This is a genomic window from Nitrobacter sp. Nb-311A, assembly GCF_000152905.1.
GTDB lineage: Bacteria > Pseudomonadota > Alphaproteobacteria > Rhizobiales > Xanthobacteraceae > Nitrobacter.
The window spans coordinates 307773-334331 of the sequence record NZ_AAMY01000002.1 but is presented as its reverse complement, the minus strand read 5'-3'; the positions used below and the strand labels follow the sequence as shown (position 1 = coordinate 334331).

Annotated in this window: 22 protein-coding genes; 14 read left to right on the top strand and 8 right to left on the bottom strand. The window is 63.2% G+C overall.

Translation table 11 applies throughout. The features are described 5' to 3' along the window. Positions 1-130: 130 nt before the first annotated feature. The 8 genes from rimP (at position 131) to pnp (ending at position 10643) form a co-directional block, all read left to right on the top strand. On the top strand, positions 131-910 hold the full coding sequence (rimP, locus tag NB311A_RS01580; protein WP_009796650.1) for a ribosome maturation factor RimP: 780 nt from the start codon (positions 131-133) through the stop codon (positions 908-910). 3 nt (positions 911-913) lie between these two features. After that, the gene (nusA, locus tag NB311A_RS01575) at positions 914-2521 is read left to right on the top strand and encodes a transcription termination factor NusA (protein WP_009796649.1); all 1608 of its coding nucleotides are present in this window, start codon (positions 914-916) and stop codon (positions 2519-2521) included. 223 nt (positions 2522-2744) lie between these two features. Beyond that, a complete protein-coding gene (locus NB311A_RS01570; protein ID WP_009796648.1) occupies positions 2745-3410 on the top strand; it encodes an RNA-binding protein in 666 nt (221 codons plus the stop codon). Between the two features lie 69 nt (positions 3411-3479). Further along, positions 3480-6092, top strand: a complete 2613-nt coding sequence (infB, locus tag NB311A_RS01565) for a translation initiation factor IF-2 (protein ID WP_009796647.1) — start codon at positions 3480-3482, stop codon at positions 6090-6092. A 143-nt stretch (positions 6093-6235) separates the two neighbouring features. Further along, the gene (gene rbfA, locus NB311A_RS01560) at positions 6236-6649 is read left to right on the top strand and encodes a 30S ribosome-binding factor RbfA (RefSeq protein ID WP_009796646.1); all 414 of its coding nucleotides are present in this window, start codon (positions 6236-6238) and stop codon (positions 6647-6649) included. Between the two features lie 188 nt (positions 6650-6837). After that, the gene (truB, locus tag NB311A_RS01555) at positions 6838-7896 is read left to right on the top strand and encodes a tRNA pseudouridine(55) synthase TruB (protein WP_009796645.1); all 1059 of its coding nucleotides are present in this window, start codon (positions 6838-6840) and stop codon (positions 7894-7896) included. A 2-nt stretch (positions 7897-7898) separates the two neighbouring features. Beyond that, positions 7899-8168 (top strand): 30S ribosomal protein S15, encoded by a 270-nt coding sequence (gene rpsO / locus NB311A_RS01550; protein ID WP_009796644.1) that lies wholly within the window; start codon positions 7899-7901, stop codon positions 8166-8168. A 318-nt stretch (positions 8169-8486) separates the two neighbouring features. Continuing rightward, positions 8487-10643, top strand: coding sequence for a polyribonucleotide nucleotidyltransferase (gene pnp / locus NB311A_RS01545; RefSeq protein WP_040673744.1), 2157 nt, complete (start codon positions 8487-8489; stop codon positions 10641-10643). 76 nt (positions 10644-10719) lie between these two features. Here the strand turns inward: pnp and NB311A_RS01540 are convergent, their stop codons facing one another. Continuing rightward, entirely contained in the window at positions 10720-11646 is a 927-nt protein-coding gene (locus NB311A_RS01540) for a LysR substrate-binding domain-containing protein (RefSeq protein ID WP_009796642.1), read from the bottom strand. Positions 11647-11902: 256 nt separating this feature from the next. Between NB311A_RS01540 and katG the strand changes: the two genes are divergently transcribed. Then, on the top strand, positions 11903-14092 hold the full coding sequence (gene katG / locus NB311A_RS01535) for a catalase/peroxidase HPI (protein ID WP_040673743.1): 2190 nt from the start codon (positions 11903-11905) through the stop codon (positions 14090-14092). Positions 14093-14256: 164 nt separating this feature from the next. On the opposite strand, the gene fabI is transcribed toward katG, so the two are convergent. The 3 genes from fabI to fabA form a co-directional block, all read right to left on the bottom strand. Next, positions 14257-15090 (bottom strand): enoyl-ACP reductase FabI, encoded by an 834-nt coding sequence (fabI, locus tag NB311A_RS01530; protein ID WP_040673742.1) that lies wholly within the window; start codon positions 15088-15090, stop codon positions 14257-14259. Between the two features lie 172 nt (positions 15091-15262). Continuing rightward, complete coding sequence (fabB, locus tag NB311A_RS01525) at positions 15263-16486, bottom strand: beta-ketoacyl-ACP synthase I (RefSeq protein WP_009796638.1); 1224 nt, start codon at positions 16484-16486, stop codon at positions 15263-15265. 83 nt (positions 16487-16569) lie between these two features. Then, positions 16570-17094: a bifunctional 3-hydroxydecanoyl-ACP dehydratase/trans-2-decenoyl-ACP isomerase gene (fabA, locus tag NB311A_RS01520; protein WP_009796637.1), complete on the bottom strand. Its 525-nt coding sequence runs from the start codon at positions 17092-17094 to the stop codon at positions 16570-16572. Positions 17095-17591: 497 nt separating this feature from the next. Between fabA and irrA the strand changes: the two genes are divergently transcribed. Continuing rightward, positions 17592-18098 (top strand): iron response transcriptional regulator IrrA, encoded by a 507-nt coding sequence (gene irrA / locus NB311A_RS01515; protein WP_009796636.1) that lies wholly within the window; start codon positions 17592-17594, stop codon positions 18096-18098. A gap of 230 nt (positions 18099-18328) precedes the next feature. Here the strand turns inward: irrA and NB311A_RS01510 are convergent, their stop codons facing one another. Continuing rightward, entirely contained in the window at positions 18329-18832 is a 504-nt protein-coding gene (locus tag NB311A_RS01510) for an SH3 domain-containing protein (RefSeq protein ID WP_371256448.1), read from the bottom strand. 523 nt (positions 18833-19355) lie between these two features. Here NB311A_RS01510 and NB311A_RS01505 point away from each other — a divergent pair. Then, the gene (locus tag NB311A_RS01505; RefSeq protein ID WP_009796634.1) at positions 19356-20357 is read left to right on the top strand and encodes a D-glycerate dehydrogenase; all 1002 of its coding nucleotides are present in this window, start codon (positions 19356-19358) and stop codon (positions 20355-20357) included. Between the two features lie 188 nt (positions 20358-20545). On the opposite strand, the gene NB311A_RS01500 is transcribed toward NB311A_RS01505, so the two are convergent. Then, complete coding sequence (locus NB311A_RS01500; RefSeq protein WP_040673740.1) at positions 20546-21346, bottom strand: molybdopterin-synthase adenylyltransferase MoeB; 801 nt, start codon at positions 21344-21346, stop codon at positions 20546-20548. 248 nt (positions 21347-21594) lie between these two features. Here NB311A_RS01500 and NB311A_RS01495 point away from each other — a divergent pair, with 248 nt between their 5' ends. Beyond that, positions 21595-22938, top strand: a complete 1344-nt coding sequence (locus tag NB311A_RS01495; protein ID WP_040673685.1) for a serine protease — start codon at positions 21595-21597, stop codon at positions 22936-22938. A gap of 37 nt (positions 22939-22975) precedes the next feature. Here the strand turns inward: NB311A_RS01495 and mutM are convergent, their stop codons facing one another. Both mutM and NB311A_RS22355 read right to left on the bottom strand, forming a co-directional pair. After that, a complete protein-coding gene (gene mutM / locus NB311A_RS01490; protein WP_040673684.1) occupies positions 22976-23857 on the bottom strand; it encodes a bifunctional DNA-formamidopyrimidine glycosylase/DNA-(apurinic or apyrimidinic site) lyase in 882 nt (293 codons plus the stop codon). 37 nt (positions 23858-23894) lie between these two features. Further along, positions 23895-24020 carry a glyoxalase superfamily protein gene (locus NB311A_RS22355; RefSeq protein WP_256365403.1) on the bottom strand — a complete coding sequence of 42 codons (126 nt, stop codon included), beginning with the start codon at positions 24018-24020 and terminating at the stop codon, positions 23895-23897. 166 nt (positions 24021-24186) lie between these two features. Between NB311A_RS22355 and ubiE the strand changes: the two genes are divergently transcribed. Together ubiE and ubiB are read left to right on the top strand one after the other, a co-directional pair. Then, positions 24187-24948, top strand: a complete 762-nt coding sequence (gene ubiE / locus NB311A_RS01485) for a bifunctional demethylmenaquinone methyltransferase/2-methoxy-6-polyprenyl-1,4-benzoquinol methylase UbiE (protein WP_040673739.1) — start codon at positions 24187-24189, stop codon at positions 24946-24948. Next, a complete protein-coding gene (gene ubiB, locus NB311A_RS01480; RefSeq protein ID WP_009796629.1) occupies positions 24945-26513 on the top strand; it encodes a 2-polyprenylphenol 6-hydroxylase in 1569 nt (522 codons plus the stop codon). Before ubiE ends, ubiB begins: the two co-directional genes overlap by 4 nt. Positions 26514-26559: the final 46 nt, after the last annotated feature.

The following is a 26559-nucleotide window of genomic DNA, read 5'->3' as shown; positions in this document are numbered from 1 at the left end:
TACCTGAACGGACCTCGGCTGCTGCGGCGCATCCGGGTTCCTTCAGTCAAAACCGCCGACCGGACCACATAGGTCGGCGAAGCCTGGAACAGCCAGACCCATTCTTGCAGACCGACCCTTGACCCTGAATATGATCGATCCTGCTGCCCAGATCCCGGACCACGAGTTGCTCGACGAGCCGCGTCTGGTGCTCGAGCCCGGCGTTGCGGCGCGGGTTGCGACCATCGCCGCGCCGGTGCTGCAGGGCATGGGATATCGGCTGGTCCGCATCAAGGTGTCAGGCGAAGCCGGCTGCACCCTCCAGATCATGGCCGAGCGGCCGGACGGATCGATGCAGATCGAGGATTGCGAGACGATCTCGAAGATGCTGTCGCCAGTGCTCGATGTCGCCGATCCGATCGACAGGGCCTATCGGCTGGAAATCTCGTCGCCCGGCATCGACCGGCCGCTGGTGCGCCGATCCGACTTCGAACGCTACGCCGGTCACCTCGCGAAGGTCGAGATGGCGGTCGCCCATCAGGGTCGCAAGCGGTTCCGCGGCATTCTTCGGGGCGTCGAGGACAACGCGGTGCGCCTGCATCGGGACGACGTCCAACAGGACAACGATGCCGACGTCCTGCTGATCATGGAAGACATCGCTGATGCGCGGCTGGTTCTGACCGACGAGTTGATCGCGGAATCGATGCGGCGTGGCAAGATCGCCGAACGCGAGATGAAACGGAACCTCGGCATTCTGCCTCCGCCTCCGCCGCACGCAAAAAACGATTCTCCGAAACGTGGCGCGCCGAAACGGAAACTCAAAAACGGCTCAAAAGCCCTCGGGAAAAAGCTGTCGAAGAACACCAAGGAACATCGCCTGACCGCAGAAGGACTGCGGCGCGGCGACATCGATCCCATCGAAGGAGACTAAGTGATGGCCGCTGTCAGCGCCAATAAACTCGAATTGCTGCAGATCGCGGATGCAGTGGCGCGAGAAAAATCCATCGACCGCAGCATCGTGATCGCCGCTATGGAAGACGCGATCGCCAAGGCGGCGCGGGCACGCTACGGCAGCGAGACTGACGTTCACGCGGAGATTCATCCGAAGACCGGGCAGCTCCAGCTCACCCGTCACATGCTGGTGGTCGATCAGGTCGAGAACGCCGCGAACCAGATCTCGCTGAAGGACGCCCAGCGAGCCAATCCGGGCGCACAGGTCGGCGACACCATCGCCGATACGCTACCGCCGCTGGAATATGGCCGCATCTCCGCGCAGTCCGCCAAACAGGTGATTGTGCAGAAGGTGCGCGAGGCCGAGCGCGATCGGCAATACCAGGAGTTCAAGGATCGCATCGGCGATATCGTCAACGGCATCGTCAAGCGTGTCGAATATGGCAGCGTGATCGTTGACCTCGGCCGCGGCGAGGCCGTCATACGCCGTGACGAGATGCTGCCGCGCGAGGTCTTCCGCAACGGAGACCGCGTCCGGGCCTATATCTTCGACGTGCGTCGCGAAACCCGCGGCCCGCAGATCTTCCTGTCGCGCACCCATCCGCAGTTCATGGTGAAGCTGTTCGCGCAGGAGGTGCCGGAAATTTACGACGGCATTGTCGAGATCAAGGCGGTGGCGCGCGACCCCGGTTCACGCGCCAAGATCGGCGTGGTGTCGAGGGATTCCTCGGTCGATCCGGTCGGCGCCTGCGTCGGAATGCGCGGATCGCGCGTCCAGGCCGTCGTCAACGAGTTGCAGGGCGAAAAGATCGACATCATCCCCTGGTCGCCCGATATCGCGACGTTCGTGGTCAACGCGCTGGCGCCGGCGGAGGTCGCGAAGGTCGTGATCGACGAAGACCGCGAGCGGATCGAGGTCGTGGTCCCCGATACCAACAACCAGCTGTCGCTCGCGATCGGACGGCGCGGACAGAATGTGCGGCTCGCCTCGCAACTGACCGGCTGGGACATCGACATCCTGACCGAGCAGGAGGAATCGGAGCGACGTCAGGCGGATTTCGAGAATGCGACCCGCATGTTCATGGAAGCGCTCAACGTCGACGAGGTCGTCGGACAATTGCTGGCGTCGGAAGGTTTCACCTCGGTTGAGGAACTGACGCTTGTCGATGCGCGGGAAATCGCCGGTATCGAGGGATTCGACGACGAAACCGCGAACGAATTGCAGAACCGGGCCCGAGAGTATCTGGAACAGCTCGAAGCCGAACTGGAAAACAGGCGCAAGGAGCTTGGCGTGGATGATGCAATGAAGACGGTTCCCGGGGTGACCTCGAAAATGCTGGTCAAACTTGGCGAAAACGACGTGAGGACCGTTGAGGACCTTGCCGGCTGCGCCACCGATGATCTGATCGGCTGGACCGAACGCAAGGAGGGCGAAGCGGTCAAGCACGCGGGTTATTTCGACGGCATCGAGATTTCGCGCGAGGACGCGGAGGCCATCATCATGCAGGCCCGCCTGATTGCCGGCTGGATCACCGAAGCTGACCTGGCGAAACCGGCGGAGGCTGTCGCCACTGAAGATCAGCCGGCGTAGAGCATGATCCCGAAAGGAAAGTAGCAGCCGGTTTCGATCGTCATGCAGTGGATTCACACTCCTGAACATTTTCCGGCCAAGTTTGGTTAGCGTGAAGAATATGCCCACAATCAGGAGCTTGCGGTCACCGCCTTTGCGGAACCCACGCCAGGACCCCTTCCGCAAAAGCAGACCCGGCTTTGCGCGAAGACCTCGCCGCCAATGACGGGGAAATGTTCACGACATGCTCGCGATCGCCAACCCTGCAGATCTGGACGAGGGACCGCGGACCAACAAGTCCGCGACGATGCGGATGTGCGCGGTCACGCGGCAGGTGCGTCCCATCGGTGAACTGATCCGGTTCGTGGTATCGCCCTCGGGCGAGGTCATCGTGGATCTGAAACGCAAGCTTCCCGGCCGGGGCCTCTGGATTTCAGCCTCGCATACGGCTGTTGCCGAGGCGGTCCGCCGCCACCAGTTTAGCAGGGGCTTTAAGCGGGACGTTTGCGTCCCGGCGGCCCTGGTGGAGAAAATCCGGCAGTTGATGGTCAGCAGCGCAATCGATGCGCTGGCCATAGCCGCGAAGGCCGGCCAGGTCGTCGCCGGTTTTGCAAAAGTGGAAGACGCGCTGCTTCGTCATCAGGCGGTTGCCCTGCTGCACGCCGCAGACGGCGCCGCAGACGGAATCCGGAAATTGGATGCTACCGTTAAGAAAATAGCCGTCCAGTCGGGTCAAATGCGGGAAATTCCGGTTATCACTATCCTGACGTCGGCAGAATTGGATTTGGCACTTGGCCGGGCAAATGTGATACATGCAGCCCTGCTTGCAGGCCCGGCGGGCAAGACTTTCCTGCAGCGCAGCCAGACCCTGGTCCGATACCAGGATGGCGGGCAGCGGCAAGGCAGCTGATACGGCAAGAATTCTAACGACACCACCTCTGTGCGAACGCGTACAGCGCAACAAGATTGGGACTGCTGAATGGTTGATACGAAAAATCCTGGCGACAAGACTCTGAGCGTCAGCCCGACCAAGACCTTGACGCTCAGGCCACGCGTCGAGCAGGGCACCGTGCGCCAGAGCTTCAGCCACGGCCGTACCAAGCAGGTGGTGGTCGAAAAACGCGGCAAGCGCCGGATCGGCGGCGACTCTCCCGGCGCGGAACCGGCGGGAGCCTCGGAGCCGGCTGCCGCCAGGACACCGGCGGCCAAGCCTCAGCCGGCTCGCGCCGCGGCGCCCGCTGCTCCGCGCGCGGGTTCAGGCGTCGTGTTGCGGAAGCTGACCGAGGACGAGCGCAGCGCACGGGCGAGCGCGCTGGCGGAAGCCAAGGTGCGCGCCGAGGAAGAGCGCCGCATCGCGGAAGCCGAAGCTGCACGGCGCAACAGCAAGGAAGGCATCGAGCAAGCCGAGCGCGAGGCCGCCGAAGCGCGCCGCAAGGCCGAGGAAGAGCGTCACCGTCAGGAAGAAGAAGCCAAGCGCAAGGCCGAACTCGAAGCCAAACGCCGTTTCGGAGAAACCGAGTCCAAGCCCGCACCGGCCAAGACCACGACCACGCGCGCGGCGCCCACGACGGCGCGGCCGGCCGCTGTCGCCGCCGACGCCAGCGACGAAGACGAAGCTCCGCGCCAGATCCGGCGCGGGCCGGGCGGCGCCGCCCGTCCCGTGATCGCACCGAAGCCGGCCGCAAAGCTCGGGCCGCAGAAACAGCGGGGCCGCCTCACCGTGGTCACCGCGCTTGACGCCGACGATGTTCGCGAACGATCGATTGCCTCGTTCCGCCGCCGCACCCAGCGCCTGAAAGGTCACGCCTCGAACGAGCCGAAGGAAAAGCTGGTTCGGGAAGTCATCGTGCCGGAAGCGATCACCATCCAGGAGCTCGCCAACCGCATGGCCGAGCGCGCGGTCGACGTGATCCGGATGCTGATGAAGCAGGGCGCGATGCACAAGATCACCGACGTGATCGATGCCGATACCGCGCAACTCATCGCTGAGGAACTGGGCCATACCGTCAAGCGCGTCGCCGCGAGCGACGTCGAGGAAGGCTTGTTCGATACGGCCGATGATTCCAGCGACGTCGAACCGCGCTCGCCTGTCGTCACCGTCATGGGTCACGTCGATCACGGTAAGACTTCACTGCTCGATGCCGTGCGCCACGCCAACGTGGTGTCTGGCGAGGCAGGCGGCATCACCCAGCACATCGGCGCCTATCAGGTCGCCTCGCCGGATGGCAAGAAGATCACCTTCATCGACACCCCGGGCCATGCGGCGTTCACCGCGATGCGCGCCCGCGGCGCCAAGGTCACCGACATCGTCATTCTCGTGGTCGCTGCGGACGATGGGGTGATGCCGCAGACCATTGAAGCCATCAATCATGCCAAGGCCGCGAAGGTGCCCATGATCATCGCGATCAACAAGATCGACAAGCCGGAGGCCAAGCCGGAGCGCGTGCGCACCGAGCTGTTGCAGCATGAGGTGCAGGTCGAATCGATGGGCGGCCAGGTCGTCGACGTCGAAGTATCCGCCAAAAACAAGATCAACCTCGACAAGCTGCTGGAAATGATCTCCCTGCAGGCCGACCTGCTTGATCTCAAGACCAATGCCATGCGCCCTGCGGAAGGCACCGTGATCGAGGCCAAGCTGGATCGCGGACGCGGGCCCGTCGCCACCGTGCTGGTCCAGCGCGGCACGCTGCGGGTCGGCGACATCATCGTCGCAGGCGCCGAAATGGGCCGGGTCCGCGCTCTGATCTCGGATCAGGGCGAAACCGTCGACGAAGCCGGTCCTTCGGTGCCGGTCGAGGTGCTGGGCTTCAATGGACCGCCGGAAGCCGGCGACCGCCTTGCCGTGGTCGAGAACGAAGCCCGCGCCCGTCAGGTCACGAGCTACCGCGCCCACCAGAAGCGCGAGAACGCGGCCGCCAGCGCCTCCGGCATGCGCGGATCGCTCGAGCAGATGATGTCGCAGCTCAAGACCGCGGGCCGCAAGGATTTTCCGCTGATCGTCAAGGCCGACGTGCAGGGCTCGCTGGAAGCCATTCTCGGCTCGCTGGAAAAGCTCGGCACCGAGGAAGTCGCCGCGCGCATCCTCCATGCGGGCGTCGGCGGCATCAGCGAATCCGACGTCACGCTGGCCGAAGGCTTCAACGCCGCGATCATCGGCTTCAGCGTCCGCGCCAACAAGGAGGCCGCGGCCGCCGCCAAGCGCAACGGCATCGAGATCCGCTACTACAACATCATCTACGACCTCGTGGACGACGTGAAGAAGGCGATGAGCGGATTGCTCGCGCCGACGCTGCGCGAAACCATGCTGGGCAACGCCGAGATCCTGGAGGTGTTCAACATTTCCAAGGTCGGCAAGGTGGCCGGCTGCCGCGTGACCGACGGCAACGTGGAACGCGGCGCCAACGTTCGTCTGATCCGCGACAATGTCGTGGTGCACGAAGGCAAGCTCTCGACCCTGAAGCGTTTCAAGGACGAAGTGAAGGAAGTCCAGTCGGGCCAGGAGTGCGGCATGGCGTTCGAGAACTACGGCGACATGCGCGTCGGCGACGTTATCGAGTGCTATCGCGTGGAGACCATTCAGCGTTCGCTGTGAGTTCGATTCTCACAGGAGAACTGAGTGAATTGGATACGCGTCATGGCCCGACTTGTTCCGGCCACGCCTTAAACCAGATCTCCGGAGAAAGACGTGGGTGCCCGCGGCAAGCGCGGGCATGACGCCCGTTTGGAGAACCGTTCATGCCCCGCCATCATCACTCAGCGAAACATCCCGGTGGCTCGCACCGGCAGTTGCGCGTCGCGGAATCCGTGCGTCACGCGATCGCCGATATCCTGGCACAGGGTCAGGTTCATGATCCCGTGCTTGAAGGGCGCCTTGTCACCGTACCGGAAGTCCGCATGTCCGCCGACCTCAAGCTCGCGACGATCTACGTCATGCCGCTCGGCGGCCGCGACACCGCCGAGGTGATCGATGCGCTCGATCACAACAGGAAGTTTCTGCGCGGCGAAATCGCGCGACGCGTTAACCTGAAATTTGCACCTGACATCCGCTTCCGCGTCGACGAGCGATTCGACGAAGCGGAACGTATCGAGAAATTATTGAGAACACCTGCGGTGCAGAGAGACCTCAAGACAGAATCGGACAAAGAGTAATGGCCGTGACGATGCCGACGCGCTCGCTTGGTTCACAGATGGACGAGTCGCACGAAAATAATTCACTTGCGCATGGCATGGAAAAATCCGGCCCGGCTGACTCGTTGGCTGCTCCCCTCTCCCCACGAAGAGGGAGGGAGCAAGAAGGCAATGAGCCCCGTGCCGGTGTTTCGGTTGCCTCCCCTTCCGTGAAGAAGGCCGACGCGCAGCGTCGGGAGGAAGGCACGCAACAGAGCGAGACCTCTCCGAGTTCGCGCGGCGGCAAGCACCGCCAGAACAACCAGCCGCGCCGCGACAAGCGCGACGTGCATGGCTGGGTGGTTCTCGACAAGCCTATCGGAATGACCTCAACCCACGCGGTGGCCGTGGTGAAGCGGCTGTTTTCGGCCAAGCGCGCCGGGCACGCCGGCACGCTCGATCCGCTGGCCTCGGGCGGTCTGCCGATCGCCCTTGGCGAAGCCACCAAAACCGTTCCTTTCGTCATGGACGGTCGCAAGCGCTACCGATTCACGGTGCAATGGGGCGAAGAGCGCGACACCGACGACAGCGAGGGGCGGATTACGGCGACCAGCGCAAGCCGCCCCGATGCGGACGCGGTCCGGGCGCTGCTGCCGCGCTTCACCGGCGTGATCGAGCAGACCCCGCCGCAATATTCCGCCATCAAGATTCAGGGCGAACGGGCCTACGACCTCGCCCGCGACGGCGAGACCGTCGCTTTGCAGCCACGACAGGTCGAAATTCACCAACTGACCCTTGTGGAACACGCCGAGGACGGCCGGTCCGGGTTCGAGGCGGAGTGCGGCAAGGGCACCTATGTGCGGGCGCTGGCCCGCGATATGGGACGGATTCTCGGCTGTTACGGGCACATCAGCTCGCTACGGCGGACGTTGGTCGGCCCGTTCGACGAGGCGGACATGATTCCGCTGGAAGAACTGGAAGCTTTATGCAATAGAGCTGCGTCCGGCGAGGGAAACCTCGCGGACGCTCTTCTGCCCGTTGAGACCGCGCTGGACGACATCCCGGCGCTGGCCGTCACTCGGGCTGATGCGGCAAGGCTCCATCGGGGCCAAGCCGTCTTGTTGCGCGGACGGGATGCGCCCCAGAGTAGCGGCATTGTTTATGTCACGGTGGCGGGCCGGTTGCTGGCTCTCGCCGAACTGGGTCACGGCGAACTCATCCCCAAGCGCGTCTTCAACCTGACCGGGCTGACAGCCAGTTCCGGCCGCAACGAAAACGAAAGAGGCTGACGATGTCGGTGACCGCCGAACGCAAAGCGGAAATCATCAAGTCCAGCGCCCGCAAGTCGGGCGATACCGGTTCGCCGGAGGTCCAGATCGCGATTCTGTCGGAGCGGATCGCCAACCTGACCAACCATTTCAAGAGCCACACCAAGGACAATCACTCCCGCCGTGGCCTCCTGAAGCTCGTCTCCACGCGTCGTTCTCTCCTCGACTACATCAAGAAGAAGGACGAGGCGCGTTACAAGGCTCTGCTCGAAAAGCACGGCATCCGCCGCTGATCGAAATCCGCGCGCATCCCCGCGCGCTGCGACGCGCGGACGTGAATGTCCGCGCCAGGCGCGATCCGTGAAAACCGGCACCTGGTTTTAGGATCGTGCTCAAAAGAGAGCGTGTCCAGCAGCAATCCGGCGGCTGGGCGATGACGGGTCAAATGCCCGTACCATCGGAAGGATGGACGCCATCCAAGACTTGAAAACCATGGCAGGATCGCCGGACTCCGGTGCCGCGACGACCGTTGCGGCCGGAGTCCCGCAATCTTGCGCATGGTTTTTGCGTTGCGGCCTCCATTCTTTCGAGAACCGATGAAAGACATCACAATGTTCCATAAGCATTCGGTCGAGATCGACTGGGGCGGGCGTCCGCTCAAACTCGAAACCGGCAAGATCGCCCGTCAGGCCGATGGCGCCGTGATCGCCAGCTACGGCGAAACCGTCGTGCTCGCCACCGTCGTCGCGGCCAAGACGCCGCGCGAAGGCGTCGATTTCCTCCCGCTCACAGTCGATTATCAGGAGAAGACCTACGCCGCGGGCCGCATTCCCGGCGGCTATTTCAAGCGCGAAGGCCGGCCGACCGAAAAGGAGACGCTGGTTTCCCGCCTGATCGACCGGCCGATCCGTCCGCTGTTCGCCGATGGCTGGCGCAACGAGACCCAGGTCATCGTCACCGTGCTCTCCCACGACATGGAGAACGATCCCGATGTCCTCGCAATGGTGGCCGCGTCGGCGGCGTTGACGCTTTCCGGCGTGCCTTTCAAGGGGCCGATCGGCGCGGCGCGCGTCGGCTTCATGAACGACGAATACGTGCTCAACCCGACGCTCGACGAAATGGTCGATACCCGGCTCGAACTGGTCGTGGCCGGCACCGCCGACGCCGTGCTGATGGTGGAATCCGAGGCCAAGGAGCTGAGCGAGGACATCATGCTCGGTGCCGTGATGTTCGGCCACCGTCACTTCCAGCCGGTCATCAACGCCATCATCGAGCTCGCCGAAAAGGCCGCGAAAGAGCCCCGCGAGGTTGCCGCCATCGACAACAGCGCGCTGGAAAAGGAGATGCTGGCGCTGATCGAGCAGGATCTGCGCGCGGCTTACGCGATTCCGGTCAAGCAGGACCGCTACGCTGCTGTCGGCAAGGCCAAGGAAAAGGTGCTGGCGCACTACTTCCCTGAAGGCGCCGAACCGAAATACGACAAGCTCCGCGTGGCCGAAGTGTTCAAGGAGCTCGAGGCCAAGATCGTGCGCTGGAACATTCTCGACACCGGCAAGCGCATCGACGGCCGCGACGTCAAGACGGTGCGCGCTATCGTCGCCGAAGTCGGCGTGCTGCCCCGCGCCCACGGCTCGGCGCTGTTCACCCGCGGCGAAACGCAGGCGATGGTCGTGACCACGCTCGGCACCGGCGAGGACGAGCAGTACATCGATTCGTTGTCGGGAACGTACAAGGAGACGTTCCTGCTGCACTACAACTTCCCGCCCTATTCGGTCGGCGAGACCGGCCGTCTCGGAGGCACCAAACGCCGCGAGATCGGCCACGGCAAGCTGGCGTGGCGCGCAATCCATCCGGTGTTGCCGCCGCATCACGAATTCCCCTACACCATCCGCGTGGTTTCGGAGATCACCGAATCCAACGGCTCGTCGTCGATGGCGACCGTATGCGGCTCATCGCTGGCGCTGATGGATGCGGGCGTTCCCCTGAAGCGGCCGACCGCGGGCATCGCCATGGGCCTCATTCTCGAAGGCAGCCGCTATGCGGTATTGTCGGACATTCTCGGCGATGAGGATCATCTCGGCGACATGGACTTCAAGGTCGCCGGCACCGAAAGCGGCATCACCTCGCTTCAGATGGATATCAAGATCGCCGGGATCACCGAGGAGATCATGAAGGTCGCGCTCGCCCAGGCCAAGGATGGGCGCATCCACATCCTCGGCGAAATGGCGAAAGCCCTTACCAATGCCCGCGCCGAGCTCGGCGAATACGCGCCGCGCATCGAGACCTTCAAGATTCCGACCGACAAGATCCGCGAAGTGATCGGCACCGGCGGCAAGGTGATCCGCGAGATCGTCGAGAAGACCGGCGCCAAGGTCAATATCGAGGACGACGGCACCGTGAAGGTCGCCTCCAACGACGGCGAAGCGATGAAGGCGGCGATCAAGTGGATCAAGTCGATCGCCTCCGATCCGGAGGTCGGCCAGGTCTACGAGGGCACCGTGGTCAAGGTCATGGAGTTCGGCGCCTTCGTGAACTTCTTCGGCGCCAAGGACGGCCTCGTCCACATCAGCCAACTCGCCGTTGGCCGCGTGCAGAAGACCTCCGACGTCGTCAAGGAAGGCGACAAGGTCAAGGTCAAGCTGCTCGGCTTCGATGATCGCGGCAAGACGAGGCTGTCGATGAAGGTGGTCGATCAAGAGACCGGCGAGGACATTGAGGCCAAACAGAAGGCCGAGGCGGCGCCGGCGCAAGAGGCCGCGGGCGAGTAGACGCCGTCAGGCGCAGTCAAAGTTACGAAAGGGCGGCTTCGAGCCGTCCTTTTTGTTTCGGGGCTGACAGCCTGCCTTATCGTGTTGCTTGGTGAGACTTGACGTTCACACACGCCTTCACCACCTCGCCCAGGGCCTCGAAATCGGCCTTGCGCGGCGACGTTTTGCGGAACGCCAGTCCGATGCTGCGGCCAGGTTGCGGCTCCTCCAACCGCAGAAATTTCACCCGGCTGTCGCGCGCCTCGACATCGGCGGCGATCTGCGGGATCAGCGTCAGGCCATAACCGCCGGCCACCATCTGCATGACAGTGGCGAGGCTGGATGCGCCGAACGTCATGCCGGTTGCGCCCGGCGTCGGTCCGCGCGGGATCGTGGCGCAGAAGGCGAGAGCCTGATCGCGCAGGCAGTGGCCGTCCTCGAGCAGGATCAGGCGCGACTGATCGATCTCGCGCGTGGCAACGCGGCGTTTGGCTGGCCGCGGATCGCTCGCCGGAACCGCCAGCAGAAACAGATCGTCGAACAGTTGCATGGTGTCGATGTCGGGCTCGCCGAGCGGCAAGGCCAGCATGGCGGCATCGAGCGCGCCGCTCTTGACTTCCTCGACCAGGGGCCGCGTCTGCGTCTCCCGCAACTCAAGTTGCAGATCGGGAAACCGCGATTGCAACGCCGGCAGAATGCGCGGCAACAGGTATGGCGCAAGCGACGGAATGATGCCGAGCGTCAGCCGCCCGGTCAGCGGCCGCGCGCGGTGCCGGGCGAAGTCGACAAGATCGCGCACTGAGGCCAGCACGTCTTCGGCGCGGCGGGAAATCTCCCGGCCGATTTCCGTGAGCATCACTTCGCCCGGCCGCCGCTCCACCAGAGTGACGCCGAGAAATTGCTCGAGCTCGCGAATCTGCATCGACAGCGCCGGTTGAGTGACGGCGCAGGCCTCCGCGGCGCGTCCGAAATGGCCGTGGCGCGCGAGCGCGGCGAGGTAGCGGAGTTGTCTGAGCGTGACCATTTCCGATCAGATAAGCTTATCGTGACGTGAAAGCAAATCGACTGGACCTTATTAAGGATTTCTCCCAAACTCCGCTCATCCTCGTGTTGCCGGAGGACTGCAGCATGTCCGGCCTCATCTTTGTCCAGCATCAGCGCCGGCGCGTCGAACGGGCAAACATGGTTCCGCGTTGACGTCCCTATCGGGAATGACCGTGGCTTCTGAGTTGCTCAAGACGGCCATTCGGCAATGCGACAGCACAGCATTGGAGACAATCATGGACGCAAAAACGGACGACAAAGGCGCAGGCAAGTGCCCGGTCATGGGCGGTCACGGATACAAAAATCGCGACTGGTGGCCGGAGCAGCTGGATGTTCAGGTCCTTCATCAGAAATCGAACCTGTCGGACCCGATGGGCAGAGATTTCAACTACGCCAGGGAGTTTGCAAGCCTGGACCTGAACGCCGTCATCGCGGATCTCAAAGCGCTGATGACGGACTCGCAGGACTGGTGGCCGGCCGATTTCGGCCACTACGGCGGACTGATGATCCGCATGGCATGGCATAGCGCGGGCACCTATCGCATCACCGACGGCCGCGGCGGCGCCGGCGGCGGTCAGCAGCGTTTCGCGCCGCTGAACTCCTGGCCGGACAACGTGCTGCTCGACCGGGCGCGCCGCCTGTTGTGGCCGATCAAGCAGAAATACGGCCGCAAGATTTCCTGGGCCGACCTTTATGTCCTCGCGGGCAATGCCGCGCTGGAATCGATGGGTTTCAAAACCTTCGGTTTCGCCGGCGGCCGTGTCGACGAATGGGAGCCGCAGGAATTGTTCTGGGGTCCCGAAGGGACGTGGCTCGGAGACGAGCGCTACAGCGGCGAACGTCAGCTTGCCGAACCGCTCGCAGCCGTGCAGATGGGCCTGATCTACGTCAACCCGGAAGGACCGAACGGCAAGCCGGACCCGATCGCAGCCGCCAAGGACATCCGCGAAACGTTTCGCCGCATGGCGATGAACGACGAGGAAACCGTCGCGCTGATCGCGGGCGGCCACACCTTCGGCAAGACCCACGGCGCCGGCGATGCGTCGCTGGTCGGACCGGTGCCGGACTCCGCTCCGATCGAGGATCAAGGGCTCGGCTGGAAGAGCCGGTTCGGCACGGGCAAGGGGGCTGACGCAATCGGCAGCGGCCTCGAAGTGACCTGGACCCAGACGCCGACGAAGTGGGACAACAACTTTTTCGATACACTGTTCAGGTTCGAATGGGAGCTGACCAAGAGCCCGGCCGGCGCTCATCAATGGCGCGCGAAAGACGCACCCGCCATCACGCCCGATGCCTTCGACAGTTCGAAAAAGCATGTGCCGACCATGCTGACCACGGACCTCTCGCTGCGCTTCGATCCCGTCTACGGAGAGATCTCGAAGCGCTTCCACGAAAATCCGGACCAGTTTGCCGACGCCTTCGCCCGCGCCTGGTTCAAGCTCACCCACCGCGACATGGGACCGCGCGCCCGCTATCTCGGCCCGCTGGTGCCGAAGGAAGAGCTGATCTGGCAGGATCCGATCCCGGCCATCGACCATGAACTGATCGACGGCAACGATATCGCCGACCTGAAAGCGAAAATCCTCGCATCCGGCTGCACCGTTGCGCAGCTGGTTTCGACCGCCTGGGCCTCGGCCTCCACCTTCCGCGGCTCTGACAAACGCGGCGGCGCCAACGGCGCGCGCATCCGTCTCGCGCCGCAGAAGGACTGGGAGGTCAACCAACCGGCCCAGCTGAAAGCGGTGCTGGCGAAACTCGAAGCGATCCAGGCCGAATTCAACGGCGCGCAGACGGGCGGCAAAAAGGTCTCGCTCGCCGACCTGATCGTGCTCGGCGGATCGGCCGCGGTCGAGAAGGCGGCCAAGGATGCCGGGATCGACTTGAAGGTGCCGTTCGCGCCCGGCCGCATGGATGCATCGCAGGACCAGACCGACGTGGAATCCTTCGCGCCACTTGAGCCGCGCGCGGATGGCTTCCGCAACTATGTCAATAACAAGCACCAGTTCATGGCGCCCGAGGAAGCGCTGGTGGACCGCGCGCAACTGCTGACCCTGACCGGACCGGAGATGACGGCTCTCGTCGGCGGCCTGCGGGTGCTGGGCGCCAATGCCGGAGACTCCAAGCACGGCGTCTTCACCACAAAGCCGGGCAAGCTGACGAACGACTTCTTTGTCAACCTGCTTACCATGGATACAGAATGGCAACCGCTTGCCGGCCAGGACGGCGTGTATGAAGGCCGCGACCGCAAGACCGGTACGCTGAAGTGGACGGGCACGCGCGCCGATCTGATCTTCGGCTCGCACTCCCAGCTCCGCGCGTTCGCGGAGGTCTATGCGTGCGCCGACTCCGGGGAGAAGTTCGCAAACGACTTCGCCGCCGCATGGGCCAAGGTCATGAATGCCGATCGCTTCGATCTCAAGGCCTGATCGCGACAAACATACTTCAACGCCGAAGCCCCTGCGATTTCCCGCAGGGGCTTTTCATGAGATCACGATATTGAGCATGATCCCGAAAAGCGGAAACCGGCTTTCGGAAAAGATCATGTTCTGGTGAGCGGAGATTCCGCCGACGCTCCGCCTCAGAGAAAGGCCTACTTCGCCGCGTCGTTCGGCGCGCCGTTGCTCATGCCTTCGCTGCGCAACGCGTCGGGCTGCGGCATCGCGATGATGTTGTAGCCGGAATCAACGAAATGAATCTCGCCGGTGACCCCGCCGGACAGATCCGACAACAGATAAAGTCCGGCGCCGCCGAGCTCCTCGAGACTGACGCCGCGCCGCCGCGGTGAATGTTTCTGCTGGAAGGCGAACATGAAGCGCGCATCTCCGATGCCGGCGCCGGCCAGCGTGCGGATCGGGCCGGCTGAAATGGCATTGACGCGAATGTTCTGCGCGCCGAAATCGACCGCCAAGTAGCGCACCGATGCTTCCAGCCCCGCCTTGGCCACGCCCATCACATTGTAGTTCGGCATCGCTCGGTCGCCGCCATTATAAGTCAGCGTGAGCATGCTGCCGCCGTCGGGCATCAAGGCGGCCGCGCGTTTGGCAGCCTCGGTGAAGGCGAAGCAGGAGATCACCATTGTGCGCACGAAATTCCCGCGCGTCGTGTCGGCGTAGCGGCCATTCAGCTCGCTCTTGTCGGAGAACGCGATGGCGTGGACCAGGAAATCCATCTTGCCCCAGGCCTTGCCGATATCGGCGAACACCTTGTCGACCGAGGCGATGTCCTCGACATCGCACGGCAGCACCAACCCGCTGCCAACAGATTCGGCAAGCGGCCTGACCCGCTTGGCCAGTGCCTCACCCTGATAGGTGAAGGCCAGTTCCGCGCCATGCGCGGCCAGTGTCTTGGCGATACCCCAGGCGATCGAGTGGTCGTTGGCGACCCCCATGATCAGGCCGCGCTTGCCTTGCATCAGGTGTGTCATGCGAAACTCCGTCATGCCCGCCCCAAGCCGGGCATCCACGCCATTGCGACGTGGACAGGTTAGAAGATTTGGATAGCCGGACCACCCGCGCAAGACATGCTTTCGCGTTCAGCCCAGTCTTGACAAAATCGGTACTGTGACCGCCACCAGTCTTGCGAGCGGCCGCTACAAATCAGGCATCCAGTCGTTTGAAAACCAGCGTGGCATTGGTTCCGCCGAAGCCGAACGAATTCGACATCACCGTGCCGATTCTGGCGTCGTCGATACGCTTGCGCACGATCGGCATATCCGCGAACACCGGATCGAGTTCCGTGATATTGGCGCTTTCGCAAATGAAGCCGTTATTCATCATGAGAAGCGAATAGATCGCTTCCTGTACACCGGTCGCGCCGAGCGAATGCCCCGTCAATGATTTGGTGGCGGAAATCGGCGGGCACTTGTCGCCGGTGCCGAACACCTTGCGGATCGCCTCGATTTCCGGTGGATCCCCTGCCGGCGTCGAGGTCGCGTGCGGGTTGATGTAGTCGACTTTGGTTTTCACCGTCGACATCGCCATCCTCATGCAGCGCTCAGCGCCTTCGCCCGATGGCGCGACCATGTCATAGCCGTCCGACGTCGCGCCATAGCCGACAATTTCGCCGTAAATGCGCGCGCCGCGGGCTTTCGCGTGTTCGAGTTCTTCCAACACCACCACGCCCGCGCCGCCGGCGATCACGAAACCGTCGCGGCTGACATCATAGGCACGCGAGGCTGTCGCCGGCGTATCGTTATATTTCGAGGACATCGCGCCCATGGCGTCGAACAGAACCGAGAGCGACCAGTCGAGCTCCTCACAGCCTCCAGCGAAAATGATGTCCTGCTTGCCGATCTGAATGGTCTCATAGGCATTACCGATACAGTGGTTGGAGGTCGCGCAGGCCGACGAAATCGTGTAGTTGACCCCCTTGATCTTGAACCAGGTGGCGAGCGTCGCCGATGCGGTGGACGACATCGCCTTGGGCACCGCAAAAGGACCGACGCGCTTGGGCCCCTTGCTTCGGGTGATATCGGCCGCTTCCACGATCGTACGCGCGGACGGACCGCCGGATCCCATGATGATCCCGGTGCGCTCGTTGGAGATATCGCTCGGCTCCAGACCCGAATCGCGAATCGCCTGTTCCATCGCGACGTGATTCCACGCCGCGCCCTCGGCCAGGAAACGCATCGCGCGACGATCGATCACGTCGGCCGGATTCAACGTCGGCGCACCCTGCACCTGGGAGCGGAAACCAAGCTCCGCATACTTCTCCGCGCGCGTGATGCCGGACTTGGCCTCGAAGAGACTGGAGAGCACTTCCTGCGTGTTGTTTCCGATCGACGAGACGATGCCCATCCCCGTGACGACCACCCGCCTCATGATCTCCTCACATCAAAGTCACGTCGTCTCATGAAGCGCCCTCGTCAAAAACCGCAACCTGCGCCATCCGGCGGCCTCAGCCGTCACGTCCCCGGTCCTGCATCCTGCTTGAACAGTCCGACCTTCAGGTCTTTCGCGCGGTAGATAATATCATCGTCGGCGGAAAGCCACCCGTCCGCGATCCCGAGCACCAGCTTCGAGCGCATCACCCGCTTGACGTCGACATTGTATACGACCTTGCGAATCTGCGGCAGCACCTGACCGGTGAATTTCAGGTCGCCGATACCGAGCGCACGGCCACGGCCTGCGCCGCCGGTCCAGCCCAAAAAAAATCCGACCATCTGCCATAGCGCATCGAGGCCAAGGCAACCGGGCATCACCGGATCGCCTTTGAAGTGGCAGCCGAAGAACCAGAGGTCGGGTTTGACGTCGAGTTCGGCGCGGATCAATCCCTTTCCGAATTCCCCGCCATCTTCAGTGATTTCCGTAATACGATCGAACATCAGCATCGGCGGCAACGGCAACTGGGCATTTCCCGGTCCGAACAGTTCCCCCCGGCCGCAAGCCAGCAAACCCTCGTAATCATAGCTGCTGCGCCGGTCCTGCATACTGCGTGGCCTTTCTCTCTCTTGAAGCAATGATGATTGGAAAAGGCCGCACCAGACGTGTGGCTTTCACCTGAGACGGACACCGATCCTCAAAGATCAGCGCCCTCGTGGGTCTCTAACACAGGGTTTGGAGGGGGCAAAGACCGCCCGTTGCACATGAGCGGCCGCGATCCTCCGCGATGCAAGCGAGGAATCCCAGAGAAAGCCGGCAATCTGTGATTCGCGCCCGGATTGCTGAACCGCCCGAAGCAGGGGATTAAAGAACCGCACAACCGTAGCCCAGCTTACGATCCGGCTGTCAGGATGTAATCTATTGCTGTAAATAGCTAATTTCCGCTCATCACCCGTCAGGCCCACGGCGGATCAGGGATTGCGGCGCCAGTTTTGAGCCGTTCTAGTTGCGAAAAACTTGCATCTACAAGCCTTTTTTCCTATAGTTGAAAATAACACGTCCCCTTTGGGGGGCGGTTGAACCGTTGGATTGTAAGTTTTTTCGGATGCATGGCGTGAGTACAGGCGAGAACATCGTAGTTGTGACCGAGGAAGATCGTGATATAGCAGCGATCGGTCACGGGCGGCAGCCGACGCTGACGGGCTGCCCTTGGCATGACGTCAACGAAATGCTGCAATCGGTCGGGCTGCGGCCGACGCGGCAGCGTATGGCGCTCGGCTGGCTGCTCTTCGGCAAGGGTGCGCGCCACCTCACGGCGGAAATGCTTTATGAAGAAGCAACCCTCGCCAAGGTTCCGGTTTCGCTTGCCACCGTCTACAACACGCTCAATCAGTTGACCGACGCGGGACTGTTGCGCCAGGTCAGCGTCGACGGCACCAAGACGTATTTCGACACCAACGTCACCGCCCACCACCACTTCTATCTCGAGAATAATCACGAACTGGTCGATATTCCCGATCCGCACCTGGTGTTGCAGAAGATGCCGAACGTGCCGGAAGGTTACGAGATCAGCCGTATCGATATGGTTGTGCGCCTGCGCAAGAAGCGCTGATCCACTTCGCGATTTCAATCGATGTTCACGCTGCCCGGCCTGCGCCGGGCATTCGTTTTTATAGGAGGAATCGATTGAGTCCATTTCAACCGCGTTGAATCAGACTCGTCGCTTACCTTTTTGTCTGAGCTTGATCTCGTCCGAAAACGGTTTCCACTTTGCGTGGTCGCGGCCCTTCGGGTCGGGATTCACGCTCTCGTCCGACATCCGGCGAACAGCCGGGACCATGATCAGTTGATTTTCTCGTCGGCGTAGACGCCCCAGAGCCGCCGCTGCTCGATCCAGCCGTCGAAGCCGTCACCCGCAACGTGGCACCATCCCGCCGCGCAATGCTTGACCTGCGTCACGACGCCGGCCTGCAGGCGGGCAGCCACGTTACCTTGGACATCGGCGCGATCATACAACACCGCGAAGTCGCCCTTTATCTTCATCGTGACCACCGCGGTGCGGCGGCCTGACAGCAGCGAGTGATAGACCCAGCCCTCGGCCCCTTCGGAATCCCGGATGCGACGCCAGTTCTCGAATTCCGCAGTGATTTCGACGGGGAGACCGGCCTTGGTATAGACCCAAGCGACGTCGTTATCCTTGGTCGGACCGGCGCGGACGTTCACATGGTCGGACTTCAGGCTCACATAACGCGGAATCGGCAGGCCGCTCGTGGACAGCGCGGAGTCCTTGGCGGCTGCGGTCGTTTCGATCCCAATCGCACTCAGCATCGCTGCTGAAAACACCATGGAAATAGCACGCCATTTCACCGTCATAACCTGCCCCCGAAACGCCCACCTTGCCACCCGAACCGGCCGACCCGTCTTCCGGATCCGTCTTGCCTTGGCACGACCTTCTGCTAGAGAGGACCAAACCCGGAATGACCGGGAAAGCTCGGAAAACCGCACGGAAGATGTGAGAGGCCCGGGAGACCAGGGAGACTGCCGATATCGGTCAGCGACTGCAGTTTCGAACGTGTGGGTTAACATGGACTGAATGCTATAGCGTTTTCGAGCGAAGCATCCCTGGGCTTGACCCGAGGATGGATACCGGTCGCGCGAAGAAGGCGCGTTAAATCAATGTGGAGCACGCTTCTGATTTCCTCAGAAGAGTGGCTCTATGTCCGCAGAACCTGATTCGCCTGAATTGCGGGGTCGCCACAGACAGGTTTCCGAATTCGAACGCGTGGTGTAACCGCACCGCTTCGATGTCTCACCGAAGGTTGCCGCAGGGGCAGGCGAATGTCGAAAATCGAAAACTAGAGAGCGCCAAATGCCGATCAAGAAGAAGCCTCTGGTTGTTGTCACGCGCAAGCTGCCCGACTCGGTCGAAACCCGAATGCGCGAACTATTCGATGCACGGCTCAATCTCGACGACCGGCCGATGACGGCCGAACAACTCATGGACGCCGTCCGCACCGTCGACATCCTGGTCACGACGGTCACCGACGATATCAACGGGACCGTGCTGAAACAGCCGGACCTCAAGCTGAAGCTGATCGCGCAGTTCGGCAACGGCGTCGACAACATTGACGTCGTCGCGGCGCACGAGCACGGCATAACCGTTACAAACACGCCGAACGTCCTTACCGAAGACACCGCCGACATGACCATGGCGCTGATTCTCGCCGTGCCGCGCCGTTTCATCGAGGGCGCGGCGCTGCTGACGGCGGGCGGCGACTGGCCGGGATGGTCGCCGACCTGGATGCTCGGCCGGCGGCTTGGCGGCAAACGGCTCGGCATCATCGGCATGGGCCGCATCGGCCAGGCGGTGGCGCGCCGCGCCCATGCGTTCGGCCTGCAGATCCACTACCATAACCGCAAGCCGGTGGCGCCGAAGATCGCCGACGAGCTTGGCGCCACCTACTGGGATTCGCTCGACCAGATGCTGGCGCGGATGGACATCATCTCGGTGAACTGTCCGCATACCCCCGCCACTTTCCACCTGCTGTCGGCGCGCAGGCTTAAGCTGATCCGCAAGGACGCCTATATCGTCAACACCGCGCGCGGCACCGTCATCGACGAGGACACGCTGACGAAGCTGATCGAGGCCGGCGAGATCGCGGGCGCGGCGCTCGACGTGTTCGAGCATGAACCGGCGGTCAATCCGCGCCTGGTCCGCCTCGCCAAGGCCGGCAAGGTGGTGCTGCTGCCGCATATGGGCTCCGCCACCATCGAGGGTCGCGTCGAGATGGGCGAGAAGGTCATCATCAACATCCGCGCCTTCCTTGACGCTCACAAGCCGCCGGACCGCGTGCTGCCGAGCATGTTGTGACGGCGTGCCTTCCTTCTCCCCTTGCGGGAGCCAAGACGAGCAAAGCTCGCTCTTAGGGTGACGAAATCGAGTGAAACGAGATTGAGCCGGGTGAGGGGTCGACCTTGTCAAGGTACCCCTCACCCGGTTTCTCACTGCGTTCGAAACCACCCTCTCCCGCAAGGGGAGAGGGTAGGAAGAAGTCGTCATCAGCGATAGCCGCTTAGATCCCTGATGGTCGGATGATCGCCATTGAGCGGATTCGACGGATCGCGTCTGTAATTCAGCGTCTCGAAACGCATCGCGCGCGCGTCCACCATCAGTAAACGCCCGACCAGTCCCTCGCCGAACCCGACAATCTCGCGGATCACTTCCAATGCCGTCATCGAACCGAGCACGCCGGCCAGCGCACCGAGAATGCCGGCCTGCTGGCAGCTCGGCACCGTGCCCTCCGGCGGCGGCTCGGGAAACAGGCAACGGTAGGTCGGGTTGAACTCGCCATCGGCGTTTTTCTCGTGCGCGCGAATCGTCGTCAGCGATCCATCGAAGACTCCGAGCGCGGCGGTCACCAGCGGCTTCTTCGCCAGAAAGCAGGCATCCGCGACCAGATAGCGCGTGGTGAAATTATCCGAGCCGTCGGCGACGACGTCATAGTCCGCAAACAACGACAACGCGTTCGCCGCATCCAGCCGCATGTGATGCGCGCGGAACGCGACGTGCGGGTTGAGCGCGCGGATTTTATCCGCGGCGCTCTCGACCTTGGGACTGCCGATATCCGGCGTCGCGTGAATGATCTGGCGCTGCAGGTTCGACAGCGTCACGACGTCGTCGTCGATCACGCCGAGCGTTCCCACGCCTGCGGCCGCCAGATACATCAGCGCCGGCGCGCCGAGACCTCCCGCTCCGATCATCAGCACGCGCGCATTGCGCAGCGCGTTCTGGCCGGGGCCGCCGACCTCGCGCATCACGATGTGTCGGGAATAGCGTTCAAGTTCGTCGGCGCTCAGCATCGTTCCGCCGCTCTCTCCGTCAGTCAGCCGTCGCACGCAGGCTGGAGCCTAGAGCACGTTCGCTTCCGGTTGAATCAGAAGCGAAGCTCTGGGTTGTTGTTTTAACGCGTTCTCTTCACGCGAAGCCGGTATCCATCCGCGGGTCAAGCCCGAGGACATGCTTCGCTCGAAAACGCTTTAGGCAACCGCTGTTACCGGCCAAGCAGATGTGTTTCAATAGCGCTGTTTCAACGGAGACGAAAGCTGCCATGCGAGCCACGATCGCCGCGGCATTGATGACCGTGGCCACCACGATGTACGCGCAGGGACAGCCCAGCGGCACCGTCGGACGCGCGAAGAGTAAACCGGCAGCCGAAGCCGCTCACCCGCCGGCTCAAACTCCCGCCGACACCGTGAGGGCAATGGCGCTCGCGGCGCGGCAGGCGCTTCAGTCGGACCTGGCGTGGACCGGTCACTACAACGGCCTCGTCAATGGCGAGGTCAGCGACCGGTTGATCGCTGCGATCAAGGCATTTCAGAAGGATCAGGGCAACAAGCCGACCGGTGTGCTCAACCCGAAGGAACGCAGCGTTCTCACTGCTGCCGCCCGGAAAGCGCGGGCGAATGTCGGCTGGAAGATCGCCGCCGACGCCGCGACCGGCGTCCGGCTGGGCCTGCCCATGAGGCTGGCGCCGCAGCCATCGAGCGCAGCCGACGGCACGACATGGAGTTCTTCAACCGGCACGATCCGGATCGTCGTGACGCGCCGCAAGGAAACCGGCCTCACGACCGCCAGGCTTGCCGATCACGAACGCAAGCAGCCGCCCGGCCGCAAGATCACCTACAGCGCCGTCAAACCGGATGTCTTCGTGCTCTCGGGCACGCAGGGTCTGAAGAAATTCTACATGCGCGGCCAACTCCGCGATGGCGAGGCCCGCATCCTGACCATTCTCTACGATCAGGCCACCGAAGGCGTCATGGAGCCGGTGGTGATCGCAATGTCGAGCGCGTTCGAGGCGTTTCCGGCCAATGGGCCGCCGCCGCGCAAGATGGTGGAATATGCGAGCGGCGTGACCGTGAGCAGCGACGGCGCGGTCATCACCGGCTACGACGCGACCGACGGATGCCGGTCGATCGTCGTCACGGGCCACGGCCGTGCTGACAGGATCGCCGGCGACAAGGATCACGGCCTCGCGCTGTTGCGCGTCTACGGCGCGCACGGATTGCAGCCGGTCGCGCCCGGCCGCGGCGCGGCCAAAGGCGGCGTCGATCTGATCGGCATCGCCGATCCGCAGAACCAGGGCGGCGGCTCCGCCATCAGTCGCGCCAAAGCCTCGGTGGGACAGGCCGGCGACAGTGAGTTGATGCTGACGCCACCGCCCGCATCCGGTTTTTCCGGTGCGGCGGCGCTCGATGCAAATGGAAAGCTCGCGGGGCTGGCGCTGCTGAAGCCTGCGGATATCGCCGGGCTTTCGGGAGCGGCGCCGGCCGCGCAGGCCGTGCTTGCCCCCGTGGAAGCCGTCCGCGATTTTCTGAAAGCGAACGATGTGACGCTCGACGGAACGTTCGATGCGGAAGCCGCCGTGGTTCGGGTCATCTGCGTGCGGCGATAAGTCAGCACGTCCGCTCTGCTATAGCGTCGGCGGGCCGTTACGTCTGACAACCCGGACACCAGAACGTCGAGCGTCCGTTCTGGGTGAAGCGCCTCACGGTGCCCTTGCATGCCGGCATCCGGCACGTGTCGCCCTCGCGGTCATAGACCTGAAACGAGTGCTGAAAGTAACCAAGTTCACCGGTGGTCCGACGATGATCGCGAAGCGAGGAGCCTCCCGCCTTGATCGCCTGATTGAGCACGTCGTGTATGGCCGCGACCAGTCGTTCGGCGCGCTCCGACGGCGCGCCCGTTTTCAAGGCGAGCGTTGCGGCGAGACGGCGCGGTGACAGCCGCGCGCGAAACAGCGCCTCGCAAACATAGATGTTGCCGAGCCCCGCGACCACGCGCTGATCGAGCAGCGCGGCCTTCAGACTGGTCTTCTTGTTGCGGCACGACTGCGCCAGCATCGCCGCGTCGAATTCATTGCCGAGCGGCTCGGGCCCAAGTCCTTTCAGCAATGGTTCGTCGCCGAGCGCCGCGCGTGCGACGACCTTCATGTAGCCGAAACGGCGCGGATCGTTGAACACGATCTCCGCGCCGGAGGACATCGTAAAGCGCACATGGTCGTGGGCGCGAGCCTCGTTGCGCCGTTGGTGAAAATCGCCCGGAGCCGCAACTCCCGCCGCGTCGATCACGCGAAATGATCCGGACATGCCCAGATGCATCAACAGCACGTCGCCCGATGCAAGGTCCACCAGCAGGTACTTTGCCCGCCGCCCGATCCCGATGACGGTCTGGCCCTCCAGCCGGGCGACGAAATCGGTCTGGAACGGAAACCGCAGGTCCTTGCGCCGGATCTCGGCACGGATGATGGTCGCGCCTTCCATGGCCGGCTGTAAGCCGCGGCGTACGGTTTCGACTTCCGGAAGTTCAGGCAACGCTTCGCTCGTTTCGTGGGATTATTAAGCTGGAGTTTCACCTTCTTCGCTCTTCGCTGAAGACCAGACAATTATAGAACAGATCGGTCACCGTCATGGTGGTCGCGCCCCAGGGCTGGCGCTCCAATCCCGGCCGCGCATAGCCGTAACGCTTGGCGAGCAGCCCGGCCAGGGTGTGGGGATTATCCTGGTGAATTGTGAGGACATGGACGCGTTCCTCCTGATGTCACCGGTTAACCACGGTGGACGGCCCATCCGGTCTCGGATCGGCCTCGCTTGTAGCGCAGCGCAGCATGGCAGGCTATGGTCCGGACATGGAGACAACGGACATGGATCGAGAGGACCAGACGACGCATTTCGGCTTCAGGGACGTCCCCGTGGCGGACAAGCAGACGCTGGTGAACGACGTCTTCCGCAGCGTGGCGCGACGCTACGACCTGATGAACGATCTGATGTCCGCAGGACTGCACCGCGTCTGGAAGGACGCGATGATGACGGCGCTGAACCCGCCGCGCAATGATACGCCGTTTTTGCTGCTCGACGTCGCCGGCGGCACCGGGGACATCGCCTTCCGCGCGGCGAAAGCCGCGGGCCGCGGATTTCGGGCCACCGTGTGCGACATCAATCCCGACATGCTCGCGGTTGGCCGCGAGCGCGCGATCAAGCAGCATCTCGATGATCGGGTGTCGTTCGTCGAAGGCAACGCCGAGACTCTGGGGTTCGCAGACCGCAGTTTCGACGCCTACACCATCGCTTTCGGCATCCGCAACGTGCCGCGCATTGATGCTGCGCTACGCGAGGCGTTTCGGGTGCTGAAGCCGGGCAGCCGGTTCCTCTGCCTCGAATTCTCGACGGTCGATGTGCCCGGACTCGACAAAATCTACGACCTGTTTTCCTTCAAGGTGATCCCGCCGCTCGGCCGCGCCGTCACCGGCGACGCTGATTCCTACCGGTATCTGGTCGAATCGATCCGCAAGTTTCCCAAGCCGAACGCCTTCGCCGATATGATCCGTGACGCCGGCTTCGCCCGCGTGACCTGGCAGGCGCTCTCCGGCGGCATCGTCGCGTTGCATTCGGGCTGGCGTTTGTGATCTCCGCGCTGGCTCATGTCGCGCGGCTGGCCCGCGCCGCGTTCGTGTTCGCGCGCGAGGGCGTGTTCGGCGTGGTCGATCCCTCCCTGGTGCCGGCTCCCGGCCAGCTCGCGCTGCGCATGGCGCGGCTGATCGAGCGCCGCGGTGCGAAATCCGGATCGCGGTTGACGCGCGCGCTGACACGGCTGGGACCGGCCTATCTCAAGCTCGGACAATTCCTGGCCACGCGTCCCGATGTCATCGGCGTCGCGATGGCGCGCGATCTGGAAAGCCTGCAGGACCGCCTGCCGCCGTTTTCGCAAGCGGAAGCCGAAGCGGTGGTGGCGGCGGCGCTGGAAAAACCTGTGGCAAACGCCTTCGCAAGTTTCGGACCCTCGGTGGCGGCGGCATCGATCGCGCAGGTTCATCGCGGCGAGGTCGAGAAGGACGGCGTCCGCAGGCAGGTCGCGATCAAAGTCCTGCGGCCCAACGTCGCCGCACGCTTCCGGCGCGACCTCTCCGATTTCTTTTTCGTCGCCAACAAGGCGGAGGCGCATTCGGCCGAAGCGCGGCGGCTGCGCCTGATCGAAGTCATCAACACCATGTCGCGATCAGTAGCGATGGAAATGGACTTGCGGCTGGAAGCGGCCGCCTTGTCGGAGATGGCGGAGAACACCCGCGACGATCCCGACTTCCGCGTGCCCGAGGTGGACTGGGACCGCACCACGCACAACGTGCTGACGATGGAGTGGATCGACGGCATCGCGCTGAACGATCATGCGCGCCTTGCGCAATCGAAAGCCGACCTGCCCGAACTCGGCCGCAAGGTGATCCAGAGCTTTCTGCGCCACGCGCTGCGCGACGGCTTCTTTCACGCCGACATGCATCCGGGCAACCTGTTCCTCGACGGTTCGGGCCGCCTGGTCGCGGTCGACTTCGGCATCATGGGACGGCTGGGCCTGAAAGAGCGGCGTTTCCTCGCCGAAATCCTGCTCGGCTTCATCATCCGCGACTACCGCCGCGTCGCCGAGGTCCATTTCGAGGCCGGCTACGTGCCGGGCCATCACTCGGTGGAGAATTTCGCGCAAGCCATCCGCGCCATCGGCGAGCCGATCCACAATCGCACCGCCGAGGAAATCTCGATGGCCAAGCTCTTGACGCTGCTGCTCGAGGTCACCGGCCTGTTCGACATGCAGACGCGCCCCGAATTGATCCTGCTGCAAAAAACCATGGTGGTGGTCGAAGGCGTGGCGCGCAGCTTCGACCCGAAACTGGACATCTGGACGGTGGCCGATCCGGTCGTGCGTGAATGGATCACGGAGAACCTCGGCCCGATGGGGCGGATGCAGGGCGCGATTGCCGGAGCCGGAGAGCTGGGCCGCGTGCTCGCGGGGCTGCCCGCGATCGCCTCACGCTCAATGGCGGTGCTGGAGCGACTGGAGATCATGACCCGCGAGGGATTGGTGCTCGCGCCCGAGACGGTCGCAGCGCTGGCCCGCGCGCGGGCCCGGCAGAACCGCTGGAGTATTCTGGCGCTCTGGGTCATCGCCGCGGCGCTTGTGGCCCTGCTCTGGGCCGCGCAGTGACCGAGCTGATTGCAGTGCAATCAATTGATTGATATCAATGCTATCA

Excerpts from the sequence above, each read along its gene's own strand:
- rimP (WP_009796650.1), top strand. The coding sequence starts at position 131 with ATGATCGATCCTGCTGCCCAGATCCCGGACCACGAGTTGCTCGACGAG.
- nusA (WP_009796649.1), top strand. The coding sequence starts at position 914 with ATGGCCGCTGTCAGCGCCAATAAACTCGAATTGCTGCAGATCGCGGAT.
- NB311A_RS01570 (WP_009796648.1), top strand. The coding sequence starts at position 2,745 with ATGCTCGCGATCGCCAACCCTGCAGATCTGGACGAGGGACCGCGGACC.
- infB (WP_009796647.1), top strand. The coding sequence starts at position 3,480 with ATGGTTGATACGAAAAATCCTGGCGACAAGACTCTGAGCGTCAGCCCG.
- rbfA (WP_009796646.1), top strand. The coding sequence starts at position 6,236 with ATGCCCCGCCATCATCACTCAGCGAAACATCCCGGTGGCTCGCACCGG.
- rpsO (WP_009796644.1), top strand. The coding sequence starts at position 7,899 with ATGTCGGTGACCGCCGAACGCAAAGCGGAAATCATCAAGTCCAGCGCC.
- pnp (WP_040673744.1), top strand. The coding sequence starts at position 8,487 with ATGTTCCATAAGCATTCGGTCGAGATCGACTGGGGCGGGCGTCCGCTC.
- NB311A_RS01540 (WP_009796642.1), bottom strand. The coding sequence starts at position 11,646 with ATGGTCACGCTCAGACAACTCCGCTACCTCGCCGCGCTCGCGCGCCAC.
- katG (WP_040673743.1), top strand. The coding sequence starts at position 11,903 with ATGGACGCAAAAACGGACGACAAAGGCGCAGGCAAGTGCCCGGTCATG.
- fabI (WP_040673742.1), bottom strand. The coding sequence starts at position 15,090 with ATGACACACCTGATGCAAGGCAAGCGCGGCCTGATCATGGGGGTCGCC.
- fabB (WP_009796638.1), bottom strand. The coding sequence starts at position 16,486 with ATGAGGCGGGTGGTCGTCACGGGGATGGGCATCGTCTCGTCGATCGGA.
- fabA (WP_009796637.1), bottom strand. The coding sequence starts at position 17,094 with ATGCAGGACCGGCGCAGCAGCTATGATTACGAGGGTTTGCTGGCTTGC.
- irrA (WP_009796636.1), top strand. The coding sequence starts at position 17,592 with ATGCATGGCGTGAGTACAGGCGAGAACATCGTAGTTGTGACCGAGGAA.
- NB311A_RS01510 (WP_371256448.1), bottom strand. The coding sequence starts at position 18,832 with ATGGTGTTTTCAGCAGCGATGCTGAGTGCGATTGGGATCGAAACGACC.
- NB311A_RS01505 (WP_009796634.1), top strand. The coding sequence starts at position 19,356 with ATGCCGATCAAGAAGAAGCCTCTGGTTGTTGTCACGCGCAAGCTGCCC.
- NB311A_RS01500 (WP_040673740.1), bottom strand. The coding sequence starts at position 21,346 with ATGCTGAGCGCCGACGAACTTGAACGCTATTCCCGACACATCGTGATG.
- NB311A_RS01495 (WP_040673685.1), top strand. The coding sequence starts at position 21,595 with ATGCGAGCCACGATCGCCGCGGCATTGATGACCGTGGCCACCACGATG.
- ubiE (WP_040673739.1), top strand. The coding sequence starts at position 24,187 with ATGGATCGAGAGGACCAGACGACGCATTTCGGCTTCAGGGACGTCCCC.